The organism is Pelomonas candidula, from assembly GCF_043555985.1.
Lineage (GTDB): Bacteria > Pseudomonadota > Gammaproteobacteria > Burkholderiales > Burkholderiaceae_C > Pelomonas > Pelomonas candidula.
Window position 1 is genome coordinate 63,145 of record NZ_JBIGIC010000011.1, and the last position, 20,392, is coordinate 83,536.

The 20,392-nt window shown below is 71.0% G+C and carries 14 protein-coding genes; 7 read left to right on the top strand and 7 right to left on the bottom strand.

What is annotated here, in order from left to right:
- Positions 1–130 precede the first annotated feature (130 nt).
- From aceE to lpdA, 3 genes are read left to right on the top strand one after another with little or no spacing between them, the layout of a single operon-like run.
- The gene (aceE, locus tag ACG04R_RS20445) at positions 131–2,839 is read left to right on the top strand and encodes a pyruvate dehydrogenase (acetyl-transferring), homodimeric type (protein ID WP_394415186.1); all 2,709 of its coding nucleotides are present in this window, start codon (positions 131–133) and stop codon (positions 2,837–2,839) included.
- Positions 2,840–2,861: 22 nt separating this feature from the next.
- On the top strand, positions 2,862–4,526 hold the full coding sequence (aceF, locus tag ACG04R_RS20450) for a dihydrolipoyllysine-residue acetyltransferase (protein WP_394415189.1): 1,665 nt from the start codon (positions 2,862–2,864) through the stop codon (positions 4,524–4,526).
- Between the two features lie 15 nt (positions 4,527–4,541).
- Complete coding sequence (gene lpdA / locus ACG04R_RS20455) at positions 4,542–6,335, top strand: dihydrolipoyl dehydrogenase (protein WP_394415192.1); 1,794 nt, start codon at positions 4,542–4,544, stop codon at positions 6,333–6,335.
- 58 nt (positions 6,336–6,393) lie between these two features.
- Here the strand turns inward: lpdA and ACG04R_RS20460 are convergent, their stop codons facing one another.
- Positions 6,394–7,791 carry a hypothetical protein gene (locus ACG04R_RS20460; RefSeq protein WP_394415196.1) on the bottom strand — a complete coding sequence of 466 codons (1,398 nt, stop codon included), beginning with the start codon at positions 7,789–7,791 and terminating at the stop codon, positions 6,394–6,396.
- Between the two features lie 138 nt (positions 7,792–7,929).
- Between ACG04R_RS20460 and ACG04R_RS20465 the strand changes: the two genes are divergently transcribed.
- Entirely contained in the window at positions 7,930–8,142 is a 213-nt protein-coding gene (locus tag ACG04R_RS20465) for a hypothetical protein (RefSeq protein WP_394415199.1), read from the top strand.
- A 10-nt stretch (positions 8,143–8,152) separates the two neighbouring features.
- On the opposite strand, the gene ACG04R_RS20470 is transcribed toward ACG04R_RS20465, so the two are convergent.
- Entirely contained in the window at positions 8,153–8,719 is a 567-nt protein-coding gene (locus tag ACG04R_RS20470; protein WP_394415202.1) for a hypothetical protein, read from the bottom strand.
- Between the two features lie 5 nt (positions 8,720–8,724).
- Positions 8,725–9,621 carry an HDOD domain-containing protein gene (locus ACG04R_RS20475; protein WP_394415205.1) on the bottom strand — a complete coding sequence of 299 codons (897 nt, stop codon included), beginning with the start codon at positions 9,619–9,621 and terminating at the stop codon, positions 8,725–8,727.
- 64 nt (positions 9,622–9,685) lie between these two features.
- On the opposite strand from ACG04R_RS20475, the gene ACG04R_RS20480 reads away from it, so the two are divergent.
- From ACG04R_RS20480 to ACG04R_RS20490, 3 genes are all read left to right on the top strand, one after another.
- Positions 9,686–10,360, top strand: a complete 675-nt coding sequence (locus tag ACG04R_RS20480; protein WP_394415208.1) for a transglutaminase-like cysteine peptidase — start codon at positions 9,686–9,688, stop codon at positions 10,358–10,360.
- A gap of 13 nt (positions 10,361–10,373) precedes the next feature.
- Positions 10,374–12,302, top strand: coding sequence for a bifunctional diguanylate cyclase/phosphodiesterase (locus ACG04R_RS20485; RefSeq protein ID WP_394415211.1), 1,929 nt, complete (start codon positions 10,374–10,376; stop codon positions 12,300–12,302).
- A 198-nt stretch (positions 12,303–12,500) separates the two neighbouring features.
- On the top strand, positions 12,501–13,511 hold the full coding sequence (locus tag ACG04R_RS20490; protein ID WP_394415214.1) for a hypothetical protein: 1,011 nt from the start codon (positions 12,501–12,503) through the stop codon (positions 13,509–13,511).
- 36 nt (positions 13,512–13,547) lie between these two features.
- Here the strand turns inward: ACG04R_RS20490 and ACG04R_RS20495 are convergent, their stop codons facing one another.
- From ACG04R_RS20495 to ACG04R_RS20510, 4 genes are read right to left on the bottom strand one after another with little or no spacing between them, the layout of a single operon-like run.
- The gene (locus ACG04R_RS20495) at positions 13,548–14,369 is read right to left on the bottom strand and encodes an efflux RND transporter periplasmic adaptor subunit (RefSeq protein ID WP_394415217.1); all 822 of its coding nucleotides are present in this window, start codon (positions 14,367–14,369) and stop codon (positions 13,548–13,550) included.
- A complete protein-coding gene (locus tag ACG04R_RS20500; RefSeq protein ID WP_394415220.1) occupies positions 14,366–16,342 on the bottom strand; it encodes a preprotein translocase subunit SecA in 1,977 nt (658 codons plus the stop codon). Before ACG04R_RS20500 ends, ACG04R_RS20495 begins: the two co-directional genes overlap by 4 nt.
- Complete coding sequence (locus ACG04R_RS20505) at positions 16,335–18,485, bottom strand: PqqD family peptide modification chaperone (protein ID WP_394415224.1); 2,151 nt, start codon at positions 18,483–18,485, stop codon at positions 16,335–16,337. Before ACG04R_RS20505 ends, ACG04R_RS20500 begins: the two co-directional genes overlap by 8 nt.
- Complete coding sequence (locus tag ACG04R_RS20510) at positions 18,482–20,308, bottom strand: efflux RND transporter periplasmic adaptor subunit (protein WP_394415227.1); 1,827 nt, start codon at positions 20,306–20,308, stop codon at positions 18,482–18,484. Before ACG04R_RS20510 ends, ACG04R_RS20505 begins: the two co-directional genes overlap by 4 nt.
- Positions 20,309–20,392 lie beyond the last annotated feature (84 nt).

A 20,392-nucleotide genomic window follows, 5' to 3' on the forward strand; every position in this document is an offset into this window, starting at 1 on the left:
GCACCATTTGGGAAAACGCCGAGGGCTGTGCGACACTCCGCCCGCTCGCGGCCCCTGCGGCCTGCGTTCGCCCCCATTTCCGCACACCCACCCGCCGCCCGTCAGAGGCGGCTTATGTAGGAGACAGGCCATGTCTGCCCAGCCGCAAGAGTTTCTCGGCGCCGCCGCGAACGACAAAGATCCGCAGGAAACCAAGGAGTGGCTGGACGCCCTCTCGGCCGTCATCGGCGAGGAGGGCGGCGACCGCGCGCACTTCCTGCTCGAGACGCTGATCGACCACGCCCGCCAGGCCGGCATCGACGTGCCGTTCTCGGCCAATACGGCCTACGTCAACACCATCCCGCCGGACCAGGAAGAGCGCTTCCCGGGCAACGTCGAGATCGAGGAGCGCCTGCGCGCCTACATGCGCTGGAACGCGATGGCCATGGTCGTGCGCGCCAACCGCCACAACCCCGAGGACGGCGGTGACCTGGGCGGCCACATCAGCTCGTTCGCGTCGCTGGCCACCATGCTGGGCTGCGGCTTCAACCACTTCTGGCACGGCGACGACGGCGTGCACGGCGGTGACCTGCTCTACATCCAGGGCCACAGCGCCCCCGGCATCTACGCGCGGGCCTTCATGGAAGGCCGCATTTCTGAGGAGCAGCTGATCAACTTCCGCCAGGAAGTCGACGGCAAGGGCCTGTCCAGCTACCCGCATCCGAAGCTGATGCCCGAGTTCTGGCAGTTCCCGACCGTCTCGATGGGCCTGGGCCCCCTGATGGCCATCTACCAGGCCCGCTTCCTGAAGTACCTGCACGCCCGCGGCATTGCCGACACGAGCAAGCGCAAGGTCTGGGTCTTCCTGGGCGACGGCGAGATGGACGAGCCGGAATCGCTGGGCGCCATCGGCCTGGCCGCACGCGAGAAGCTGGACAACCTGATCTTCGTCGTCAACTGCAACCTGCAGCGCCTGGACGGTCCGGTGCGCGGCAACGGCAAGATCATCCAGGAGCTGGAAGGCGAGTTCCGCGGTGCGGGCTGGAACGTCATCAAGCTGATTTGGGGCGGCTACTGGGACCCGCTGCTGGCGCGCGACAAGGACGAACTGCTGCGCAAGGTCATGATGGAGACCGTCGACGGCGACTACCAGGCCATGAAGGCCAACGACGGCGCCTTCGTCCGCAAGAACTTCTTCGGCAAGCACCCCAAGCTGCTGGAGCTCGTCTCGAAGATGAGCGACGAGGACATCTGGCGCCTGCAGCGTGGCGGCCATGATCCGCAGAAGGTCTACGCGGCGTACCACAAGGCCGTCAACACCGTCGGCCAGCCCACCGTGCTGCTCGTGAAGACCGTCAAGGGCTTCGGCATGGGCAAGATCGGTGAAGGCAAGAACACCGCCCACCAGACCAAGAAGCTGCAGGACGACGACATCCGTGCGATGCGCGACCGCTTCAACATCCCGGTGTCGGATGAAGACCTGCCCAAGCTGCCGTTCTATCAGCCGCCGGAGGGCTCGCAGGAGCTGAAGTACCTGCACGAGCGCCGCAATGCGCTGGGCGGCTACCTGCCCAAGCGCCGCCCCAAGACCGACGAATCGCTGAAGGTGCCCGAGCTGGCCACGTTCCAGGCCGTGCTGGACCCGACCGCCGAAGGCCGCGAGATCTCGACGACCCAGGCCTACGTGCGCTTCCTGACGACGCTGCTGCGCGACAAGGAACTGGGCCCGCGCACGGTGCCCATCCTCGTCGACGAGGCGCGCACCTTCGGCATGGAAGGCCTGTTCCGCCAGATCGGCATCTACAACCCCGCGGGTCAACAGTACACGCCGGTCGACAAGGACCAGGTCATGTACTACCGCGAGGACAAGGCCGGCCAGATCCTGCAGGAAGGCATCAACGAAGCCGGCGGCATGGCCAGCTGGATCGCGGCAGCCACGAGCTACTCGACGAACAACCGGGTCATGATCCCGTTCTTCGTCTACTACTCGATGTTCGGCTTCCAGCGCATCGGCGACCTGTGCTGGGCTGCCGGCGACATGCAGGCCCGTGGCTTCCTGCTGGGCGGCACCTCCGGCCGCACGACGCTGAACGGCGAAGGCCTGCAGCACGAAGACGGCCACAGCCACATCATGGCCGGCACGATCCCGAACTGCGTGTCCTACGACCCGACCTTCGCCCACGAAGTCGCCGTCATCATGCAGCGCGGCTTGAAGCGCATGGTGGAAGACCAGGAAAACGTTTTCTACTACATCACGCTGCTGAACGAGAACTACCCGATGCCTGGCCTGAAGGCCGGCACCGAGGAGCAGATCCTCAAGGGCATGTACCTGCTGGAAGAGGCCGACGCCTCCAAGCCGGTCAGCGTCAACCTGCTGGGCTCCGGCACCATCCTGCGCGAGAGCCAGGTCGCCAAGCTGCTGCTGGAGGAAGAGTGGGGCGTGGGCGCCAACGTGTGGAGCTGCCCGAGCTTCAACGAACTGGCCCGCGACGGCCAGAACGCCGAGCGCTGGAACCTGCTGCACCCGACCGAGCTGGCCTGCGTGCCTTACGTGACGCAGCAACTGGGCCAGACGCAAGGTCCGGTCATCGCGTCGACCGACTACATGAAGAACTACGCGGAGCAGATCCGCGCCTTCATCCCCAAGGGCCGTTCGTACAAGGTGCTGGGCACCGACGGCTTCGGCCGCTCGGACTTCCGCTCCAAGCTGCGCCAGCACTTCGAGGTCAACCGCCACTACATCGTCGTCGCCGCGCTGAAGGCGCTGGCCGATGACGGTGCGATCCCGGCCACCAAGGTGGCCGAGGCGATCGCCAAGTACGGCATCGACGCCAACAAGATCAACCCGCTCTACGCCTGAGCGCGCCCACGGAGACAAGAACATGGCATTGGTTGAAGTCAAGGTTCCTGACATCGGCGATTTCGACGAGGTCGGCGTCATCGAGCTGCTCGTGAAGGTCGGCGACACCGTCAAGGTCGAGCAGAGCCTGATCACCGTCGAGAGCGACAAGGCCTCGATGGAGATCCCGTCGTCGCAGGCCGGCGTCGTCAAGGAGATCAAGGTCGCCGTCGGCGACAAGGTCAAGGAGGGCAGCGTCGTCGTGGTCGTCGAGGCCGAAGGCGCGGCGGTTGCCGCGCCGGCACCGGCCGCTGCCGCTCCGGCACCCGTCGCCGCGGCGCCGGCGCCGGCACCGGCGGCCGAGCCCGTCGCGGCGCCCGCCCCGGCAGCCGCAGGCGGTTCGGTCACTGTCGAAGTGCCGGACATCGGCGACTTCGACGAAGTGGCCGTCATCGAGCTGCTCGTGAAGGTCGGCGACACCGTCAAGGTCGAGCAGAGCCTCATCACCGTCGAGAGCGACAAGGCCTCGATGGAAATCCCGTCGTCCACCGCCGGTGTCGTCGAGGAACTGCTGGTCAAGATCGGCGACAAGGTCAGCAAGGGCTCCGCGCTGGCCCGCGTGAAGGCCGCTGGCGGTGCCGCAGCCGCGCCCGCATCGGCGCCTGCCGCTGCAGCCACCGCCGCAGCAGCGCCGGTTGCCGCCGCTCCGGCAGAAGCCAAGCCGCTGCCGACCGCTGCGCTGCCGCCGCACCAGCCCGTCGCGCCCACCGGCAAGCTGCCCCACGCCTCGCCCAGCATCCGCAAGCTCGCCCGCGAGCTGGGTGTGCCGCTGGCCGAAGTGAAGGGCTCGGGCGCCAAGGGCCGCATCGTCGAGAGCGACGTGCAGGGCTTCGTCAAGGCCGTCATGGCCGGCGCGGTGCAGACCGCTGCCCAGAAGGCTGTGGCGCCTGCCGCCGCTGCGGGTGGTGGTGCCGGCCTGAACCTTTTGGCCTGGCCCAAGGTCGACTTCGAGAAGTTCGGCCCCGTCGAGCGCAAGGAGCTGTCCCGCATCAAGAAGATCTCGGGCGCCAACCTGCACCGCAACTGGGTCGTCATCCCGCACGTGACGAACCACGACGACGCGGACATCACCGAGCTGGAAGCCTTCCGCGTCCAGCTGAACAAGGAGAACGAGAAGGCTGGCATCAAGGTCACGATGCTCGCGTTCATGATCAAGGCGGCCGTCGCGGCGCTGAAGAAGTTCCCCGAGTTCAACAGCTCGCTGGACGGCGATACGCTGGTGCTGAAGAACTACTTCCACATCGGCTTCGCGGCAGACACGCCCAACGGCCTCGTCGTGCCCGTCATCAAGGACGCCGACAAGAAGGGCATCTTCCAGATCAGCGCCGAGATGTCCGAGCTGGCCAAGAAGGCCCGCGACGGCAAGCTGGGCCCGGCCGACATGACCGGCGGCTGCTTCTCGATCTCGTCCCTGGGCGGCATCGGCGGCAAGTACTTCACGCCCATCATCAACGCGCCGGAAGTGGCCATCATGGGCGTCTGCAAGAGCTCGATGGAACCCGTGTGGGACGGCAAGGCCTTCGTGCCGCGCCTGATCCTGCCGCTGTCGCTGAGCTGGGACCACCGCGTCATCGACGGCGCCGCGGCCGCGCGCTTCAACGTCTACTTCGCGTCGCTGCTGGCGGACTTCCGTCGCATCGCCCTCTGATCGGGAGCAGAACCAATGGCACTCATTGAAGTTCAAGTTCCCGACATCGGCGACTTCGACGAAGTCGGCGTCATCGAGGTGCTGGTCAAGGCCGGCGACATCGTCAAGGTCGAGCAGAGCCTGATCACCGTCGAGAGCGACAAGGCGTCGATGGAGATCCCGTCGTCGGCCGCCGGCGTCGTCAAGGAGCTCAAGGTCAAGATCGGCGACAAGGTCGCCAAGGGCTCGGTCATCCTGTCGCTGGAAAGCAGCGACGCGGCAGCACCGGCACCTGCCGCCGCGGCTCCGGCTCCCGCAGCCGCAGCGCCCGTGCAGGCCCCGGCCGCCGCGACCTACACCGGCAGCGCCGACCAGGCCTTCGACCTCGTCGTCCTCGGCGGCGGCCCCGGTGGCTACTCGGCCGCGTTCCGCGCCGCCGACCTGGGCCTCAAGGTCGCCCTCGTCGAGCGTTACGCGACGCTGGGTGGCGTCTGCCTGAACGTCGGCTGCATCCCGTCCAAGGCGCTGCTGCACGTGGCGGCCGTCATGGACGAAGTCAGCCACATGGCCGATTTGGGCGTGAAGTTCGGCGAGCCCGAGGTCGACATCGACAAGCTGCGCGCGCACAAGAACAAGGTCACCGGCAAGCTGACCGGCGGTCTGGCCGCCATGGCCAAGATGCGCAAGGTGACGGTGCTGCGTGGCGTCGGCACGCTGCTCGACGCGCAGAACCTGAAGGTCGAAGCGACCGAAGGCGCCGAGGGCCAGGCCAAGACCGGCGCGGTGCAGACCGTCGCCTTCAAGCGCATCGTCATCGCGGCCGGCTCGCAGGCCGTGCGCCTGCCCTTCCTGCCCAACGACCCGCGCATCGTCGACTCGACCGGCGCGCTGGAGATGGGCGTGAAGCCCGAGAAGATGCTCATCGTCGGCGGCGGCATCATCGGCCTCGAAATGGGCACGGTGTACTCGACGCTGGGCGCGCGCCTGGACGTCGTCGAAATGCTGCCCACGCTGATGACCGGCGCGGACCGCGACCTCGTCAAGGTCTGGCAGAAGTTCAACCAGCATCGCTTCGACAACATCATGTTGAACACGAAGACGGTGGCGGCCGAAGCGAAGCCGGACGGCATCTACGTGACCTTCGAAGGCGAGGGTGCCCCGAAGGAGCCGCAGCGTTACGACCTCGTGCTGCAGGCTGTGGGCCGCACGCCCAACGGCAAGAAGATCGGTGCCGAGAACGCCGGCGTCATCGTCGGTGACCGCGGCTTCATCCCGGTCGACGTGCAGATGCGCACCAACGTGCCCAGCGTGTTCGCCATCGGCGACATCGTCGGCCAGCCCATGCTGGCCCACAAGGCGGTGCACGAGGGCCATGTGGCGGCGGAAGTCATTGCAGGCGAACTGCTGGGCGACGAGAAGCTGGCCAAGAGCCAGTTCGACGCCCGCGTGATCCCGAGCGTGGCCTACACCGACCCCGAGGTGGCCTGGGTGGGCATGACCGAGGACGAGGCCAAAGCCAAAGGCATCAAGATCACCAAGGGCCTGTTCCCGTGGACGGCCTCCGGCCGTGCGATCGCGAATGGCCGCGACGAGGGCTTCACCAAGCTGATCTTCGACGAGGAAAGCCACCGCATCATCGGCGGCGGCATCGTCGGCACTCATGCCGGCGACATGATCGGCGAGATCGCGCTGGCCATCGAGATGGGCGCGGACGCCGTGGACATCGGCAAGACCATCCACCCGCACCCGACGCTGGGTGAGTCGCTCGGCATGGCCGCGGAAGTGGCGCACGGCTCCTGCACGGACGTGCCGCCGGTGCGCAAGCGCTGACCCACGCGCTCTGAACGCAAGGCCCGACGCTGGTCACCCGGCGTCGGGCCTTTGTCTTTCAGCGCGCTTCCTCGTTGCGGGAGTCGCGGCGCTCCTCGTCCTTGCGATGCGGCTTGTGCTCGCCGTGGCCGTCGTTGTGCTTGGCCTCGGGCTGCGTGGCCGGCTTCGCCGGCGGCTTGGGTTGCGGCGGATGGGACGGCGCCTCGACGGCTTCACGGTGCTGCGGCTGTGCGTGTGCGGCATCGTTCCTGGCGGCCTCCCGCGCCGGGTCCACATGGGGTTGCGGCGGGCGCATCTCCTGAGGGCGGAACTCCTGCGGCGCCTGGTGGGCCTGCGGCGCTTGCGGGCGGTACTCCGGCGAGCGCTGCTCGTCCTGCGGCCTCGGGCGTACGGCCTCCGGTGACGGCATCGCGTGCTGCGGCTGCGGGACGGCGGCTGGCTGGGCGAACTCCATGCCCTGGGCCGGCCTGGCCTGCTGGGGCATCGCATGCGGCTCGGGCGCGCGGGCCGGGGGCGCGGCCGGCGGCGCCGGGTGCGGTGCTGCGGCTTCCAGGCGCACGGGTTGAGCCGACGGCAGAGCGGGCGGCGGGTGACCGGCGCTGTAGGTGGCCACCGGTGTCGTGCTGACCGGGTGCGGCGCCAGTGCATGCACCTGGGCCGGCAGTGCGGCCGCGAGGTGGGCCTGCGCCGGGACGTCGTTCTGGAAGGCCCTGCCGTTGGCCGTCGCGGTGGGCGGCGCCACCACGGTCACGTTGGTCACGTTCGTGATGTTGGTGATGTTGTTGATCGTCGTGTTGCGCGTGATGTTGTTCGTCACGTTGTTGTTGGTGACGCGCATGCCCACGTTGACGACGGGAGGCGCGCTGACGACGACGGCAGGGGGCGTGCCGATCGGGGCCGGCACGATCAGGCCCGAGCGCGAGCCGGGGGGCGGCGGCACGAACACGCCCGGCGGGCCGACGGGCCGGTCACCCCCGCCGATGGAGATCTGCAGCGACAGCCGCAGGCCCGGTGCCGGCGGGACGAAGCCGACGCCCGCCGCGGCCCAGTGGCCGGCGACGTAGACCACGGCGCTGTCGCGATGCTCGTAGTAGGGCTGGGTCCAGTGGTAGCCCGGCTGCGGTGGCGGCAGCCAGCGGCCGGCGCACCACACCCACTGGCCCTGCCAACCCCAGTAACCGCCCACCCAGACGGCCTCCGGCATCGGTGGCGGCGGGGGCGCCTCGACCAGCATCGGCGGCGGCGCCACGTCCACCAGCACGGGTTCGGGCTGGACCATCGGAGGCTCGATGTAGACGCTGATGGCCGGGCGCGGTGGCGGGGGAGTCCACACGGGCGCGGGAGCGTTCATGCCGACGTCGGCGCGTACCGCGACGAGGCGCGGCTGTGCGCAGCCGGCCAGCAGGGCGGCCACGAGGGCGGCAGCCAGCGGGGTGAGGGAGGTTTTGAACGACATGGCGTGTGAGGGTGGCCTGGGGCCTGCTCAATGCCATTCGCCGCGGGTGGGTTGACCTGGGAAGGTCAGCGCGGCGCATGGGACGGGTACGTGCAAGCGAGTAAGCAAATGCACCGGCCTGCCCGCCACAATGCGGGCATGAGTTTCTTCTACGGGTTCATGCTGTTTGTCATGGCGGCCACCTTGTTGCCGTCGGTGTTCTACCTGGGCCTCTACCTTGTCACGGGCGCCGACGAGGCGCTGGAGCGGGCGGCCAAGATGTGGAACTTCCTGCGCGCCTTCACGCTGCTGGGCTTCAACATCACGGTGTGGGGCAATGTCATCGTCGGCGCCTGGCAGCTGATGCACTGACGCGCGCGCTTCAGATCCTGGATTCGACCATTGCCGGGCAGTTCGCCGTGCCGAAGCGGTCCACCGGGATGCGGAAGCGCTGGCCCACGCGCAGTTGCCGCCAATGCTCAGGCGTCAGGCGGCAGACCCAGGCGTGGTTCTCGCGGTCGCGCAGTTCGATCTCGAAGAAGGCCTCGCGCTTGCCCAGCCGCTCACTGCCGGGCTGGCCCGGCGGGGCCATGCGCAGTGGCGGGCGCGGCCAGTCGGGGCGGTCTGCGGGGCCGCCCTCGTTCTTGACGATCCAGCTGCGGCGCCAGGCCAGCTGCGTGTAGCGGCAGTGCTCGGCGGGCTCGGCATGCTTGCCGGCGGGGTCGGCCATGATGCGGCGCGTCACGTCGCGGGCGTCGGCGGGGAGGTCTTCGCACCAGTCCGAGCCGCTCTCTTCGCGCAGCCGCTCGACGACGATCTCGTAGCGCCAGCTGCGCCGCGTCAGCTCCACGGCCACGCCGGGCGGGCCGAAGATCCACCAGCCGAGCGTGGCAAGCGTGCCCACGATCATGGCGGCCAGCACGATGACGCGCAGGCGGGGCAGCCGCATCGGGCTCAGGCGGCGTCGAGCTGCGCGTTGACGGCTTCTTCCCAGTGCGCCAGCTCGTCCCAGCCGATGTGCAGCCAGTCCATGGCAGCCTGGTGGTGGCCGGCCCAGTCGGCGTCTTCTGGCAGGCCTTCATGGCGGCGCATCAGGTGCTCGGCGATGAGGCCGGCGGCGACCAGCGTGTGCACCTCGGCGTCGATGTCGGCATGGCCCAGCGCCGAGAAGTCGTGGTGCAGCCGGATGGCGCTCATCAGCGGCGGTGGCAGGTTCCAGACCCGGACGACCAGCGCGCCGACGACGGCGTGGTCGGTCTTGTGGTTGGCGTTCTCGGTGGCGATGTAGGGGCGGTCGATGCGCGCGCCGGCCTCCACCATCGTCGCCGCGTAGCCGCGCACGCTCTGCAGCAGCACCGGCTGGCCCACATGCAGGAACAGCCCGAAGCTGTGCGCCAGGTCCGGCGACAGGCCTGGCAGCTCGTGCGCGAGGGTGGCCATGGCGATGGCCCGCTTGGTGCTGCGCTCCCAGAAGCGCGCCAGCTGCGGCGCGTTGACGGGGATGGCGTGCTGCGCGAGGAAGCCGGTCATGACGGCCACGCTCTCGCGCAGGCCGATGCGCGTCATCGCCTGCCCCACCGTCGTGCAGGGCAGGCCCACGGGCTTGAACAGCGGGCCGTTGGCGATGCGCAGCAGCGTGGCGGCCATGGCCACGTCGCTGGATGCAATGCGGGCAACGAGGTTGAGGTCTGGCTCCGGCGTGCTCATGGCCTGCTGGAGCTGGGCCAGCAACGCCGGGCAGGGCGGGATCTGGATGTGCTGCAAGGGCCCGCGGCGGCGCGACTGATCCAGGTCGTCGCGGATGCGCTGCGTGCGGGAGCCGTTGGCGTGGGAAGGTGCCGGGTTCTGCATATCCGAAAATCTTAGGGGCGCAACGTCCGGTTACAGTGAAATCAACTGCCGACCGCCGTCAATCTTGCCGACTTCGCCCGCCTGTTTCGCCTTTGCACCCCGGCAGCGCCGGTGGTGGCTGGCCGCGCTGGTCGCCATGCCGGTGCTGGTGGCCGCCGCCTACGACGCATCGCGTGTGCTGGAGACCGCCGCCGGGCGCGGTCCGCGCGTCGCGGAGCAGGCGCAGGCACTGGTGCAGCAGATCGAGCGCAGCGGCACCCAGGACGAGTTGCTGCGGCTCAAGGACATCAACGACTTCTTCAACCGCCGGCTCGCCTTCAAGGATGACTCGGTGGTCTGGGGCGTACCCGACTACTGGGCCACGCCGCTGGAGAGCCTGGAAAAGCGTGCCGGCGACTGCGAGGACTACGCCATCGCGAAGTACTTCAGCCTGGCCGCCTCGGGTGTGCCGACGGCCAAGCTGCGCATGGTTTATGTGCGGGCGCGGCTGGGCGGGCAGTCGCTGGCCCACATGGTGCTGGCCTACTATCCCCAGCCGGGCGCCGAGCCGCTGATCCTGGACAACCTGCGCCCGGAGGTGCTGCCGGCCTCGCAGCGCGCGGACTTGACGCCGGTGTTCAGCTTCAACACCGAGGGGCTGTGGCAGGGCACGGGCCAGGTGACGGCGGGCGACCCGCTGGCGCGGCTGTCGATGTGGCGGGACCTGGTGGCCAAGGTCAAGGCGGAAGGATTCTTGTGATGAGGAACGCAACATGTCGTTGATGCGTCAGATCGCCTGGCTGGTGCTGGGCGTGGTGCTGGCCTCGCTGGTGGGGGCGGTCGGGCTGTCCACGCTGTCGCTGCGCCAACTGATGCAGACGCAGTTGGCGCTGAAGAACGCCGACAACGCGCAGGCGCTGGCGCTGGCGCTTTCGCAGCAGGGCGGTGACGCCGAGTTGATCAAGCTGCTCATCTCCGCCCAGTACGACACCGGCGCCTACGAGTTCGTGCGCTGGCGCGGCGCGCAGGGTGAGACGCTGTTCGAGCGCACGGGCGCGGCCAAGCCGGGGCAGTCGCCAGCATGGTTCCGCGAGCTGGTGCCCATGGAGGCCGCGCCGGGCGTGGCTCAGCTGTCGAGTGGCTGGAACGCGATCGGCTCGGTGGAGCTCAAGAGCCATTCGAGCTACGCGCACGACACGCTGTGGCTGGCCTCGCGCCGGCTGCTGGCCTGGCTGCTGGTGGTGGGCATCGCCGCGGCGGTGGTGGCCTGGGCGGGCTTGCGCCGCATCCGCCGCCCGCTGGACGCCGCCGTGGCCCAGGCCGAGGGCGTGCTGGCCGGCAGCTACGGCCAGGTCGCCGAGCCGCGCGTGCCCGAGCTGCAGCGGCTGACGCGCGCGATGAACGCGATGGTGCAGCGCGTACGCGACCTGTTCGAGGCACAGGCCGGCCAGCTGCTGGTGCTGCGCGAGCAGGTGCATCACGACCCCCTGACGGGCGTGTCCACGCGCAAGCATTTCCTGGCGGAGCTGGACGCCGCGCTGCAGCGCGACGACGGCCCGGCCGTGGCCGGCCTCGTGCTCGTGCGGCTGCGCGACCTGTCGGGCCTGAACGCGCGGCTGGGCCGCGCTGCGGTGGACGACGTGCTGCTGACCATCGTCACGGCGCTGCAGGCCTATCCCGAGTCGGTGTCGGGCTGCCGCGTCGGTCGCCTGAACGGCGGCGACTTCGCGCTGTGGTTGCCGGCCGACGGCGTGGCCGCCGAGACGGCGCATGCGCTGTCCGACGCGCTGCGCGCCAGCCTGCCCGCGTTCGGGCCTGGCGTGCAGGTCGCGCTGGGCGCCATCGAGCTGCCGCGCGAGCGGCCCAGCAGCGTCTGGCTGGGCGAGGCCGATGCCGCGCTGGCCCGCGCCGAGCACCTGAGCGAGTCGCGTGGCGGCTTCGTCGTCGACATCGTGGCCGACCCCGGTGTGGGACGCGAGCAGGGCGAGGGCCTGTGGCGTGCGCAGTTGCAAGAGGCGGTGACGCGGGAGCGCGGCCGGCTCGTCGAGTTCCCGGTGCGCGACCGCGGCGGCCATGTGCTGCACCTGGAGTGCCCGCTGCAACTGCAGCTGCAGCCCGACGGCGAGCTCCTGCCCGCCGCCGCATGGCTGCCGTTTGCCGCCCGTTCGCGGCTGACGGCGGCGGTGGACTTGTTTGCCGTGCGCCTGGCGCTGAAGGCCATCGCAGGCGACGGCCAGGCGCGCTGCATCAACGTCGCTCCGGCTTCGCTGGCCGATGCGAGCTTCCTGCCGCAACTGCGCGACCTGCTGGGCCAGTGGCCGCAGGCGACGCGGGCGCTGCTGCTGGACCTGGCCGAAGCCGCGGCGACCGAGCATTTCGAGCGCCTGCTGGAGCTGGGCGTGCAGCTGCGCCCGCTGGGCGTCAAGCTGGGCCTGGAGCACGCGGGGGCCGGGCTGGCCCAGGTCGAGCGGCTGTACCAGGCCGGCCTGGACTACGTGAAGCTGGACGCCTCGGTGCTGCTGGGCGTGGCCGGCGAGGCGGGCCGCGCGGCCTTCGTGCGCGGCATGGTCATCATGCTGCGCAGCCTCGCGCTGAAGGTCTACGGCGAGGGTGTCGTCGACGAGATGGACGCCCAGGCGCTGTGGGACTGCGAACTGGACGGGCTCACGGGGCCCTGGGTCACCGCGAGCCTGCACCGTTAGGCTTGGCAAGCCCAGGTTTCAGGATGCATCCCCAGCGGACCTAGGGGGGCAGCGCCGTGCCGAGCCCGGCCTGGCTGCCGTATGGTCCCTGGCTTCGGCCTGAAGGGCTGGGGTCCGGTCGCCACGCCCGCAGCCCCTGCCCGACAGGGGACCGGTGCCGTCAGGCGGCGCCGCAGGCACGACGAGAGGAACGTCACCATGATCATCCTGTCCTGGAACATCCAGAAGGTCACCGAGGAGAAGGCGGCGCAGTTTGCGCCCGTCATCGGCCAGGTCATCAACGAGGTCACGGGCGGCAAGCCCTTCGTGCTGGTGGTCTACGAGAACAAAACCAAGCCTCAGGCGGTGCTTGACGCGATCGGCACGGGCATCCATGCCTCCAGCCTGCAGGCCGGGTGGGTGCCCGCCGGCGGGGGCTCCTCGGTGAAGGAGAACATCCTGCTCATCGCGGGCAACGGCGCCACCGTCGACAAACCGGAAGTCTTCACCGGCTGGCGGACCGACTTCGACAGCAAGTGCAAGCTGCTCCATCAGCAGGAGATCCAGTCCGCGCAGCTGAACGCGGCCCGCCTCAATGCGCTCAGGGAACCGCGCAGCAGCACCGCCTCCGGGCGTCAGCAGGCGCTGGACAAGGCCCAGGTGGGCACCTTCAAGCCCGCGGATCACTTCCGTGACCCGGTCGTCATCACCGTCCGGTCCGCCGACGCCAAGGCCAGCTTCCTCGCGCTGCATGCGCCCGGGCCGAGCTCGGGCGACGAACATGAGGAGCCGTTTGCGCAGACCTACGCCGAGGCGGTGCTGGCCAACGCCGGCCGCTTCGACATGGTGCTGGGCGACTTCAACCTGCGCACGCACGACGTCGACGCCAGCGGCTTCGTCGATCAGTCGGTGCGCCTGGGTGCCACGACCAAGGGGAGCGAGGAGGGGCGTCACACCTACTCGCGGCTCGACCGCGTTTACGCGCGGCCGGGCCTGGAGATCTCCACCGCGCTGCTCAGCGACGGCCAGGAGAAGGCGCTCACCGACCACCACTGCCTGGCGATCAAGGTAGAGCAGCAGCAGGCGCAGAAGACCATCACCAGCTACTTCGCGTATGAACCGTCGCCACTGCGCCAGCAGGAGGTGATCTACGAGAACTATCAGCAGGCCTTCGTGTCCCGTGCCGAGAACCTGAAGGCGGAAGACGTCTCGATGGACATATCGCAGTGACCGCGCCCCGGCGGCCTGGCCGGCCGCAAATCGCGATCAGTTGAAGCGGGCCCGGCACTTGATGCCGGCCGGGATCTCGCCCTTGGGATTGGGCAGCTCCAGCCGCACGCCGAAGGTGCCGCTGGCCGCGTCGACGACGCGGTCGACGATGGTGACGCTGGCCGTGTAGCGGCCCGTCAACGGCGCCTCGGCGTCAACGCTGGCCTTGTCGCCGCGCCTGACCTTGCCGTACATCGCCACCGGCAGCACCACCTCCACGCGCAGCGGGTCGGTCTGGGCCAGGCGCAGCACGGGCTTGGCGTTCTCGCCCGACTGCGCCACCTCGCCGACGGCCTGCAGCCGCTCGGTGACGACGCCGCTGATCGGGCTGCGCAGGCGGCGTTGCTCCACGGTCTCGTTCAGGCGGCGCTGCTCCAGCGCGGCCAGGCGCTGGTTGTCCTGGGCCTCGACGAGGTTGGCCTCGGCCACGCGCATCTCGGCCAGCGAATCGTCGCGGTCCTGCGTGGCGATGTAGCGCTCCTTGACGAGGGCGTCGCGGCGCTGGAACTTGTCCTTCGCGGCAGCGAGCCGGCTGTCGGCACTCTTGATCTGGCCCTGCATGACGGAGCGGTACTTGGCCGCGTCCAGCGCGGCGCGCTCGACGTTGGTGTCCAGCTCCACCAGCACCTGGCCTTTCTTCACCTCGGCGCCGCGCTCGACGTGGATGGCGTCGATGCGCCCCTCGACGGGGCTGCGCAGCTCCACGCGCTGCATGGGCTCGATGAGGCAGGTGAAGCCGGATTCGGCAGCCAGGGCCGGCAGCGCGACGGCGCCGAGCAGGGAGACGAGCAGGCAGGCGGGCAGGGGTTTGGCAGTCATGTCGGGTCACCCGAAAAGGCGGTCATGCGGTCGATTCTTTCGTCCTGGCGCATCGTCTCGCGCCGGGTGCGAGCGTGCATGCGTTCGGCGCGGCGCTGCGCCGCCACCCGCGCGCGCTGCAGCAGGCGGCCGACGCCGGCCGCGCCGGCAGCTTCGGCCCAGGCCAGCAGGCGGGCCTCGTGGCCGCCGTGCTGGCGCAGCAGTTCGTCGTCCAGCGCGACGATGGCGACGGCGGTGCCCGGGTCGCCCTGGCGCGCGCAGCGGCCCACGAGCTGGCGGTCGATGCGGGGCGACTCGTGGTATTCGGTCAGCACCACGCACAGGCCGCCCAGCTCGGCGACACCCGGCCCCAGGCCGATGTCGGTGCCGCGGCCGGCCATGTTGGTGGCCACCGTGACGGCGCCGCGCTCGCCAGCCACGGCGACGATGGCGGCCTCCTCGGCGTCCTGGCGCGCGTTCAGCACGCGGTGCGCCAGGCCGCGCGCCTGCAGCAGCTCGCCCAGGCGCTCGGACGACAGCACCGAGCGCGTGCCCACCAGCACCGGCTGGCCGGCGCGGTGGCGCTCGGCGACGAAGTCGGCCACGGCGGCCCATTTGGCGGCCTCGTCGGGCAGCAGCCGCGGTGGCAGGCTGACGCGGGCGCTGGGGCGGTGCGTCGGCACGGTCACCGTGGCGAGCCGGAACACGGCGGCGAACTCCGCCACCATCTCGCGCGCCGTGCCGCTCATGCCGGCCAGGCGCAGGTAGCGGCAGAAGAAGCGCTGGTAGGTGATGCGCGCCTGCGTCGCCGTCTGCGGGCTCAGCTCGACGCCCTCCTTGGCCTCGATCATCTGGTGCAGGCCCTGCTCCCAGGTGCGGCCCGGCAGCACGCGGCCGGTGTACTCGTCGATGATCTGCACCTCGCCTTCGGCGTCGACGAGGTAGTGCTCGTCGCGGCGGAACAGGTGCAGCGCGCGCAGCGCCTGCGTGCCGAGGTGGCCGCGCTGGTGGGCCGCGCCCCACGGGCCGCCGAGGCCGGCGGTGGCGTCGGCCAGGGCCTGCACGCCCGCGTCGGTCAAATGCAGCTCGCGGCGTGCCTCGTCGATGCGGAAATGCCGTCCGCGCTCGAAGCCTGCCACCAGACCGAGCGCCTGCGCGTAGGCCTCGGCATGCGGCACGTCGCCGGCCTCCACGGCCAGGATCAGCGGCGTGCGCGCCTCGTCGATGAAGATGCTGTCGGCCTCGTCGACGATGGCGAAGTGCAGGCCGCGCAGCACGGTGTCGGCCGGCAGGCCTTGCGTGCCCCTCGCGAGCCGGCGGGCGCGCAGCTGGGCCGCACCGGCGCGCCCGCCCTGGGCGACGCGGTCGCGCAGGTAGTCGAACACCAGCTCCTTGTTCGTGCAGTAGGCGATGTCGCAGGCGTAGGCGCGCACGCGCTCGGGGCGCTCCACGCCGTGGGCAACGACGCCCACCGTCAGGCCGGCCGCGCCGAACAGCGGGCGGTTCTTGTCGGCGTCGCGGCCGGCCAGGTAGTCGTTGACGGTGACGACGTGCACCGGCAGCCCGGCCAGGCCTGCCAGGCAGGCTGCGAGGCCCGCAGTCAGTGTCTTGCCCTCGCCGGTCTGCATCTCGGCGAGCTGGCCGCGGATCAGCGTCATCGCGCCGAACAGCTGCGTGGGGTAGGGCGTCAGGCCCATCGCGCGGCGCGACAGCTCGGCCGTGGCGACCAGCGCCTCGCGCAGCGCGTCGGCCTGCAGTTCGCGTACGGCCGGGCGGGCCAGCGTGCGCAGCCGGGCCAGCAGCGCGGCATCGTCCAGCGCGCGCAGCTCGGGCTGGCGGCGCTGCAGCAGCTCACCCAGGCGCGTCACTTCCCGCGCTGCCGGCGGCGCCAGGCGGCGGCGCAGCCGCCCCAGCAGCCGCAGCGCCCAGGCGTCGGGCGCCGAGGTGGGCCGGTCGGCGCGTTCGGGGAAGGCGGTGCGGGCCAGGCTAGACATGGAACGTGGACAGGAAGGCGCGGCGCACCGCCCGCCAGGCGCGCAGACCGATGGGTTCGGCCGGGTGCTCGAAGCGCACATGCACGCGGCTGCCGAGGAACTCGTGCGGCACGTCGGCCGGCAGGCGCAGCTCGAACTCGAAAACGGACTCCAGCGTGCGCAGGCCCTGCTCGTCCTGCGGGTCGGTGACGACGCTGCCGCCGCCGTGCGCGCCGAGCACGGCACTGGGCAGCTGGCGGCTGGCTGCCGGCACGCCGCGCAGCAGCGTCGCGGGCCAGACCTGCGCGGTGGCCTGGGGCAGCCGCACCTCGACCTGTTCGGTGGCGAGCCGGACGGTGTCGACGTCGGACTGCGGCACGACGACCCGCACCAGCGGCGCATCGCCCGTGCGCAGGTAGCCGACGATCTCGCCCTTGCGCAGCCAGCGGCCGGGCAGGTCGGCGGCGCGGTCCATCAGCAGCGCGCCCGCCGCGCCGGCGCGCAGCGTCAGCTGGCTGGCCTCGTCCTGCAGCCGGGCGAGCGAGGCCTGTTCTCGCTCCAGGTCCTTCAGCAGTTGCTGGGCGTGGGCCTGAGACACCATCCACGCCGCGTCCACCTGCGCCTCGGTCTCCTCCACCTTGGCGGCCTGGGCCTGCAGCCTTGCGTCCAGCGCGGGTTCGAGGGTCTGCACCACGGGCTGGCCCGCCTGCAGCATCTGGCCGGGCTCGGCCAGCACCTGCTGCACGAAGCCGGCCGTGGACGCGCGCACGATGGCCCGCTCAGGGAGCCACAGCACGCCTTCGGCCGTCGTGTGATACGGCAGCGGCAGCACGAACAGCACCAGCGCCAGGGCCACCACCGTGACCGCCAGCACGCGGTGCACGCGCCGGCTGCGGGCGGCGAAGCGCGGCGCCGTCAGCAACGCGTGCAGGCCCTTCACGACCGGCCACGCCAGCCCCTGCGCCAGGCTGACGGCGGCCAGCCCGATGCCGATGAAGAAGAAGCGCTGCGCGACGAAGAGGGCGATGCCCAGCGCCACCACCAGCCGGTACACGACCGACAGCGGCTGGTAGACGAGGAACCAGCGCCTCTCGCCCGGCGTGACGGCCATCGGCTCGTCGGGCACGACGCCGAACACGCGGCGCTCGATGCGCTCCAGCGTGTACTGCCGCGCACGCGGGCCGAGGTTGGGGATCTCGATCAGGTCGGCCAGGATGTAGTAGCCGTCATAGCGCAGCAGCGGGTTGGCGTTGAAGAACAGCGTCGTCACGCTGGCCAGCACCGCCACGCCGTGCGCGATGCCGCGCGCCAGGCCCGGCTCCAGCGCAAGCCAGGCGTAGAAAGCCAGCGCCGCGATGAAGAGCTCGGTCAGCATGCCGGCCGCGCCCACCAGCGCGCGCTGCCACTTGCCGGCAAAGGCCGCGGAGTGGCTGACGTCCACATAGGGCACGGGGTAGAAGGCCAGCATCAGCACGCCGGCCTCGTGCACCTCGCCGCCGTGCCACTTGCAGGCCAGGCCGTGGCCCAGCTCGTGCGCCACCTTCACGAGCGGGAAGAGCACCGCCAGCATCAGCAGGTGACCGGAGGCCAGCCACTGGTCGCTGAAGCCGTGGGTCAGCTCGCGCCAGTGCGAGGGCAGCATGGCCAGCGCGGGCAGCACGACGGCCAGCCAGGCCGCCACGACGAGGCGCCCGCGTGCCGGCTGCAGTGCCCGGGCCAGTCGCTCCAGCAGCCGGTCCGGGTCGACGAGCGGAAAGCGCATCGCCAGCGGGTTGGCTACGCGGCCTAGCCATTGGCGGCGCTCATGCTTGCTGCGGCGCTGGAACAGCTCGGCGGTGTCGGGCGTCACGTCGCCCAGCAGCAGGTCGGCGGCGTGCAGCTGGCCCAGCAGCTTGACGATGTCGGCCTGCGTGGGCGTCGCGTCGGTCACCTCGCGGGACAGCAGGGCCCAGATGTCGTCCAGGCTGCGGCGGCCGTCGAACAGGCCGATGACGCCCCAGGCCTGCGCGTTGAAGCGGTGATGCCGGCCGCTGGCGCGGTCCTCGAACACATGCCAGACCTCGCCGCGGTACTCATGGCGGTGCAGGCGCACATGGCTGCGCAGCCGCGGGCGCAGCGCCGCGACGCGGTACCAGTACGGAGCCAGCAGCGCCCGTGCGGTCATGGCAGAACCTTCCACCACGTCAGCCGCAGCCAGTCCAGCAGCGGGTGGGTCCACGCCCACAGCAGCGGCGCCGAGCCGGCGTCGACCTTGCCGACGCCTTCCATGTTGGGGCTCAGCGTGGGTGCCGCGCCGCCGATCTCGGCCTCGACGCGGAACTGGTTGCGGCCGTCCTCGGGCACCGACACCGGCGTGAGCTTGCGCACCGTGAACGGCCAGCGCTGGCCCGGCAGGCTGGCCAGCACCAGGGCGCCGGCGGCGCCGGGCCGCACGAGGCCGATGTCGCGCTCGTCGACCTTCAGGATCACGCGCCAGGCGTTCAGCGGCGCGACCTCGAACAGCACCTTGCCCTGCTCGACCGGCGAACCCAGCTGCTGCGACAGGTCGCCCTTGACGACGATGCCGTCGAACGGCGCCGTGATGGCCACGCGCTCCAGCTTGGACGAGGCCAGGTCCAGCTGGGCGCGCGCCTGGTTGGCCTGGGCGGCGGCCAGGCGCTGGTCGACGCGGTTGCCGTGGGCCATCGCCTCACGCTCCTTGCGCAGCGCCACCTCCAGCTCGGACTCCCAGCGGGTCTTCTCCAGCAGCAGGTCCTTGTCCTCCAGCCGCGCGAGCAGCTGGCCGGTCTTGACGGCGTCGCCCGCGCGGGCCGGCGCCTCGCGCACGAAGCCCTCGAACGGCGCCACCGCCGCGCGCTGCCGGGCGCCCTCGACGACGGCCGGCGCGGTGACGTGGTACGGCACCGGCACGATGGCCAGCAACAGGAGTAGCAGCGCCGCCGCGCCGACGCCCAGCTTCAGCGCGGGGTGGGCGCTGTCGGTGGCCAGGCGCACGCCGCGGCGCAGCGTGCGCCGCAGGCGGGCGGCGGCGCCCTGGCTCGCATCGCGCTGCAGCACCAGCAGTGGGCCGACGGCCGGGGCCAGCGCGTCGAGCAGCTCGATCTCGTCGGCCGCGAACGGCCGGTCGCGCTCCAGCAGCAGGACGCCGACGGTCTCGTGCGCGGCCTCCAGCGGCAGGCTGCACAAGGCCTTGGCGCCGACCTCGTGCGCGTAGCGTGCGTGGCCGGCGGTGATCGTCATGCCCGTCGCGCCCTCCGGCGCCGGAGGCTCGGGCCACAACAGGTGGCGGCGCTGGTCGAAGGCCTCGTGCATGGCCTGCAGTGCCAGCAGGGCCTGCTGGCTGCGGTCGTCGGACACGGCGGCGTGGGACACGGCTTGGCGGCGCAGCGTGCTGCCCTCGGCCATGGCGAGCTGGACCTGGTGGCAGCCCAGTTCGCGGCCGACGGCATGCACCAGCGCGAGGGCGGCCTCGCGCTGGCCGGGCTCGTTCTGCACGGCCAGCACGATGTCCAGCAGCACCCGGGCCTGGCGGGCGCCGGCGTGCACGCGGGCCTGGTCGACCTGGCGCATGAGGTCCAGCAGCCAGCCCGCGCCCCAGTGCGTCAGCTGGCGGGCGCGCTCGGTGGCCGCGGTGTCGGCAGGCCCCAGGTCGAGCACGACGGCGCCGCACAGGCTGTCGGCCGGCGTCAGCGGGTAGGCCAGCAGGGCGTCGCCGGCCTCGTCGCGGCGCAGCACGCCGGTGCGCTGGCGCAGCGCTTCGGTGGCGATGTCGGCCAGGTGGGCCAGCTCCTGCGCGGGCGGCTCGGCCGCCACCGGTGCGTAGGCGCCGTCGGGCTGGGCCATGAGCACCAGGCCGGCGCGCGCATGCAGCAGCGCGTGGCACAGCACGCCCAGCCAGGCCTGCGCGAGCTGGTCGCCGGTGGTGGCGCGGGCGAGGGCCTGCCAGGCGTCGGCGGCGGCAGGGGGCGGTGAGGTCTGCGTCAACATGGACTGGACAGGGCGGCGCCCCGCACGTTAGCGGTTCGCACGGGGCGCGGGGAAGACCTTGGCTGCGGGTGGGGCCAGGCGTTG

Excerpts from the sequence above, each read along its gene's own strand:
- lpdA (WP_394415192.1), top strand. The coding sequence starts at position 4,542 with ATGGCACTCATTGAAGTTCAAGTTCCCGACATCGGCGACTTCGACGAA.
- ACG04R_RS20460 (WP_394415196.1), bottom strand. The coding sequence starts at position 7,791 with ATGTCGTTCAAAACCTCCCTCACCCCGCTGGCTGCCGCCCTCGTGGCC.
- ACG04R_RS20495 (WP_394415217.1), bottom strand. The coding sequence starts at position 14,369 with ATGACTGCCAAACCCCTGCCCGCCTGCCTGCTCGTCTCCCTGCTCGGC.
- ACG04R_RS20485 (WP_394415211.1), top strand. The coding sequence starts at position 10,374 with ATGTCGTTGATGCGTCAGATCGCCTGGCTGGTGCTGGGCGTGGTGCTG.
- ACG04R_RS20470 (WP_394415202.1), bottom strand. The coding sequence starts at position 8,719 with ATGCGGCTGCCCCGCCTGCGCGTCATCGTGCTGGCCGCCATGATCGTG.
- ACG04R_RS20505 (WP_394415224.1), bottom strand. The coding sequence starts at position 18,485 with ATGACCGCACGGGCGCTGCTGGCTCCGTACTGGTACCGCGTCGCGGCG.
- ACG04R_RS20465 (WP_394415199.1), top strand. The coding sequence starts at position 7,930 with ATGAGTTTCTTCTACGGGTTCATGCTGTTTGTCATGGCGGCCACCTTG.
- ACG04R_RS20510 (WP_394415227.1), bottom strand. The coding sequence starts at position 20,308 with ATGTTGACGCAGACCTCACCGCCCCCTGCCGCCGCCGACGCCTGGCAG.
- aceE (WP_394415186.1), top strand. The coding sequence starts at position 131 with ATGTCTGCCCAGCCGCAAGAGTTTCTCGGCGCCGCCGCGAACGACAAA.
- aceF (WP_394415189.1), top strand. The coding sequence starts at position 2,862 with ATGGCATTGGTTGAAGTCAAGGTTCCTGACATCGGCGATTTCGACGAG.
- ACG04R_RS20490 (WP_394415214.1), top strand. The coding sequence starts at position 12,501 with ATGATCATCCTGTCCTGGAACATCCAGAAGGTCACCGAGGAGAAGGCG.
- ACG04R_RS20500 (WP_394415220.1), bottom strand. The coding sequence starts at position 16,342 with ATGTCTAGCCTGGCCCGCACCGCCTTCCCCGAACGCGCCGACCGGCCC.
- ACG04R_RS20475 (WP_394415205.1), bottom strand. The coding sequence starts at position 9,621 with ATGCAGAACCCGGCACCTTCCCACGCCAACGGCTCCCGCACGCAGCGC.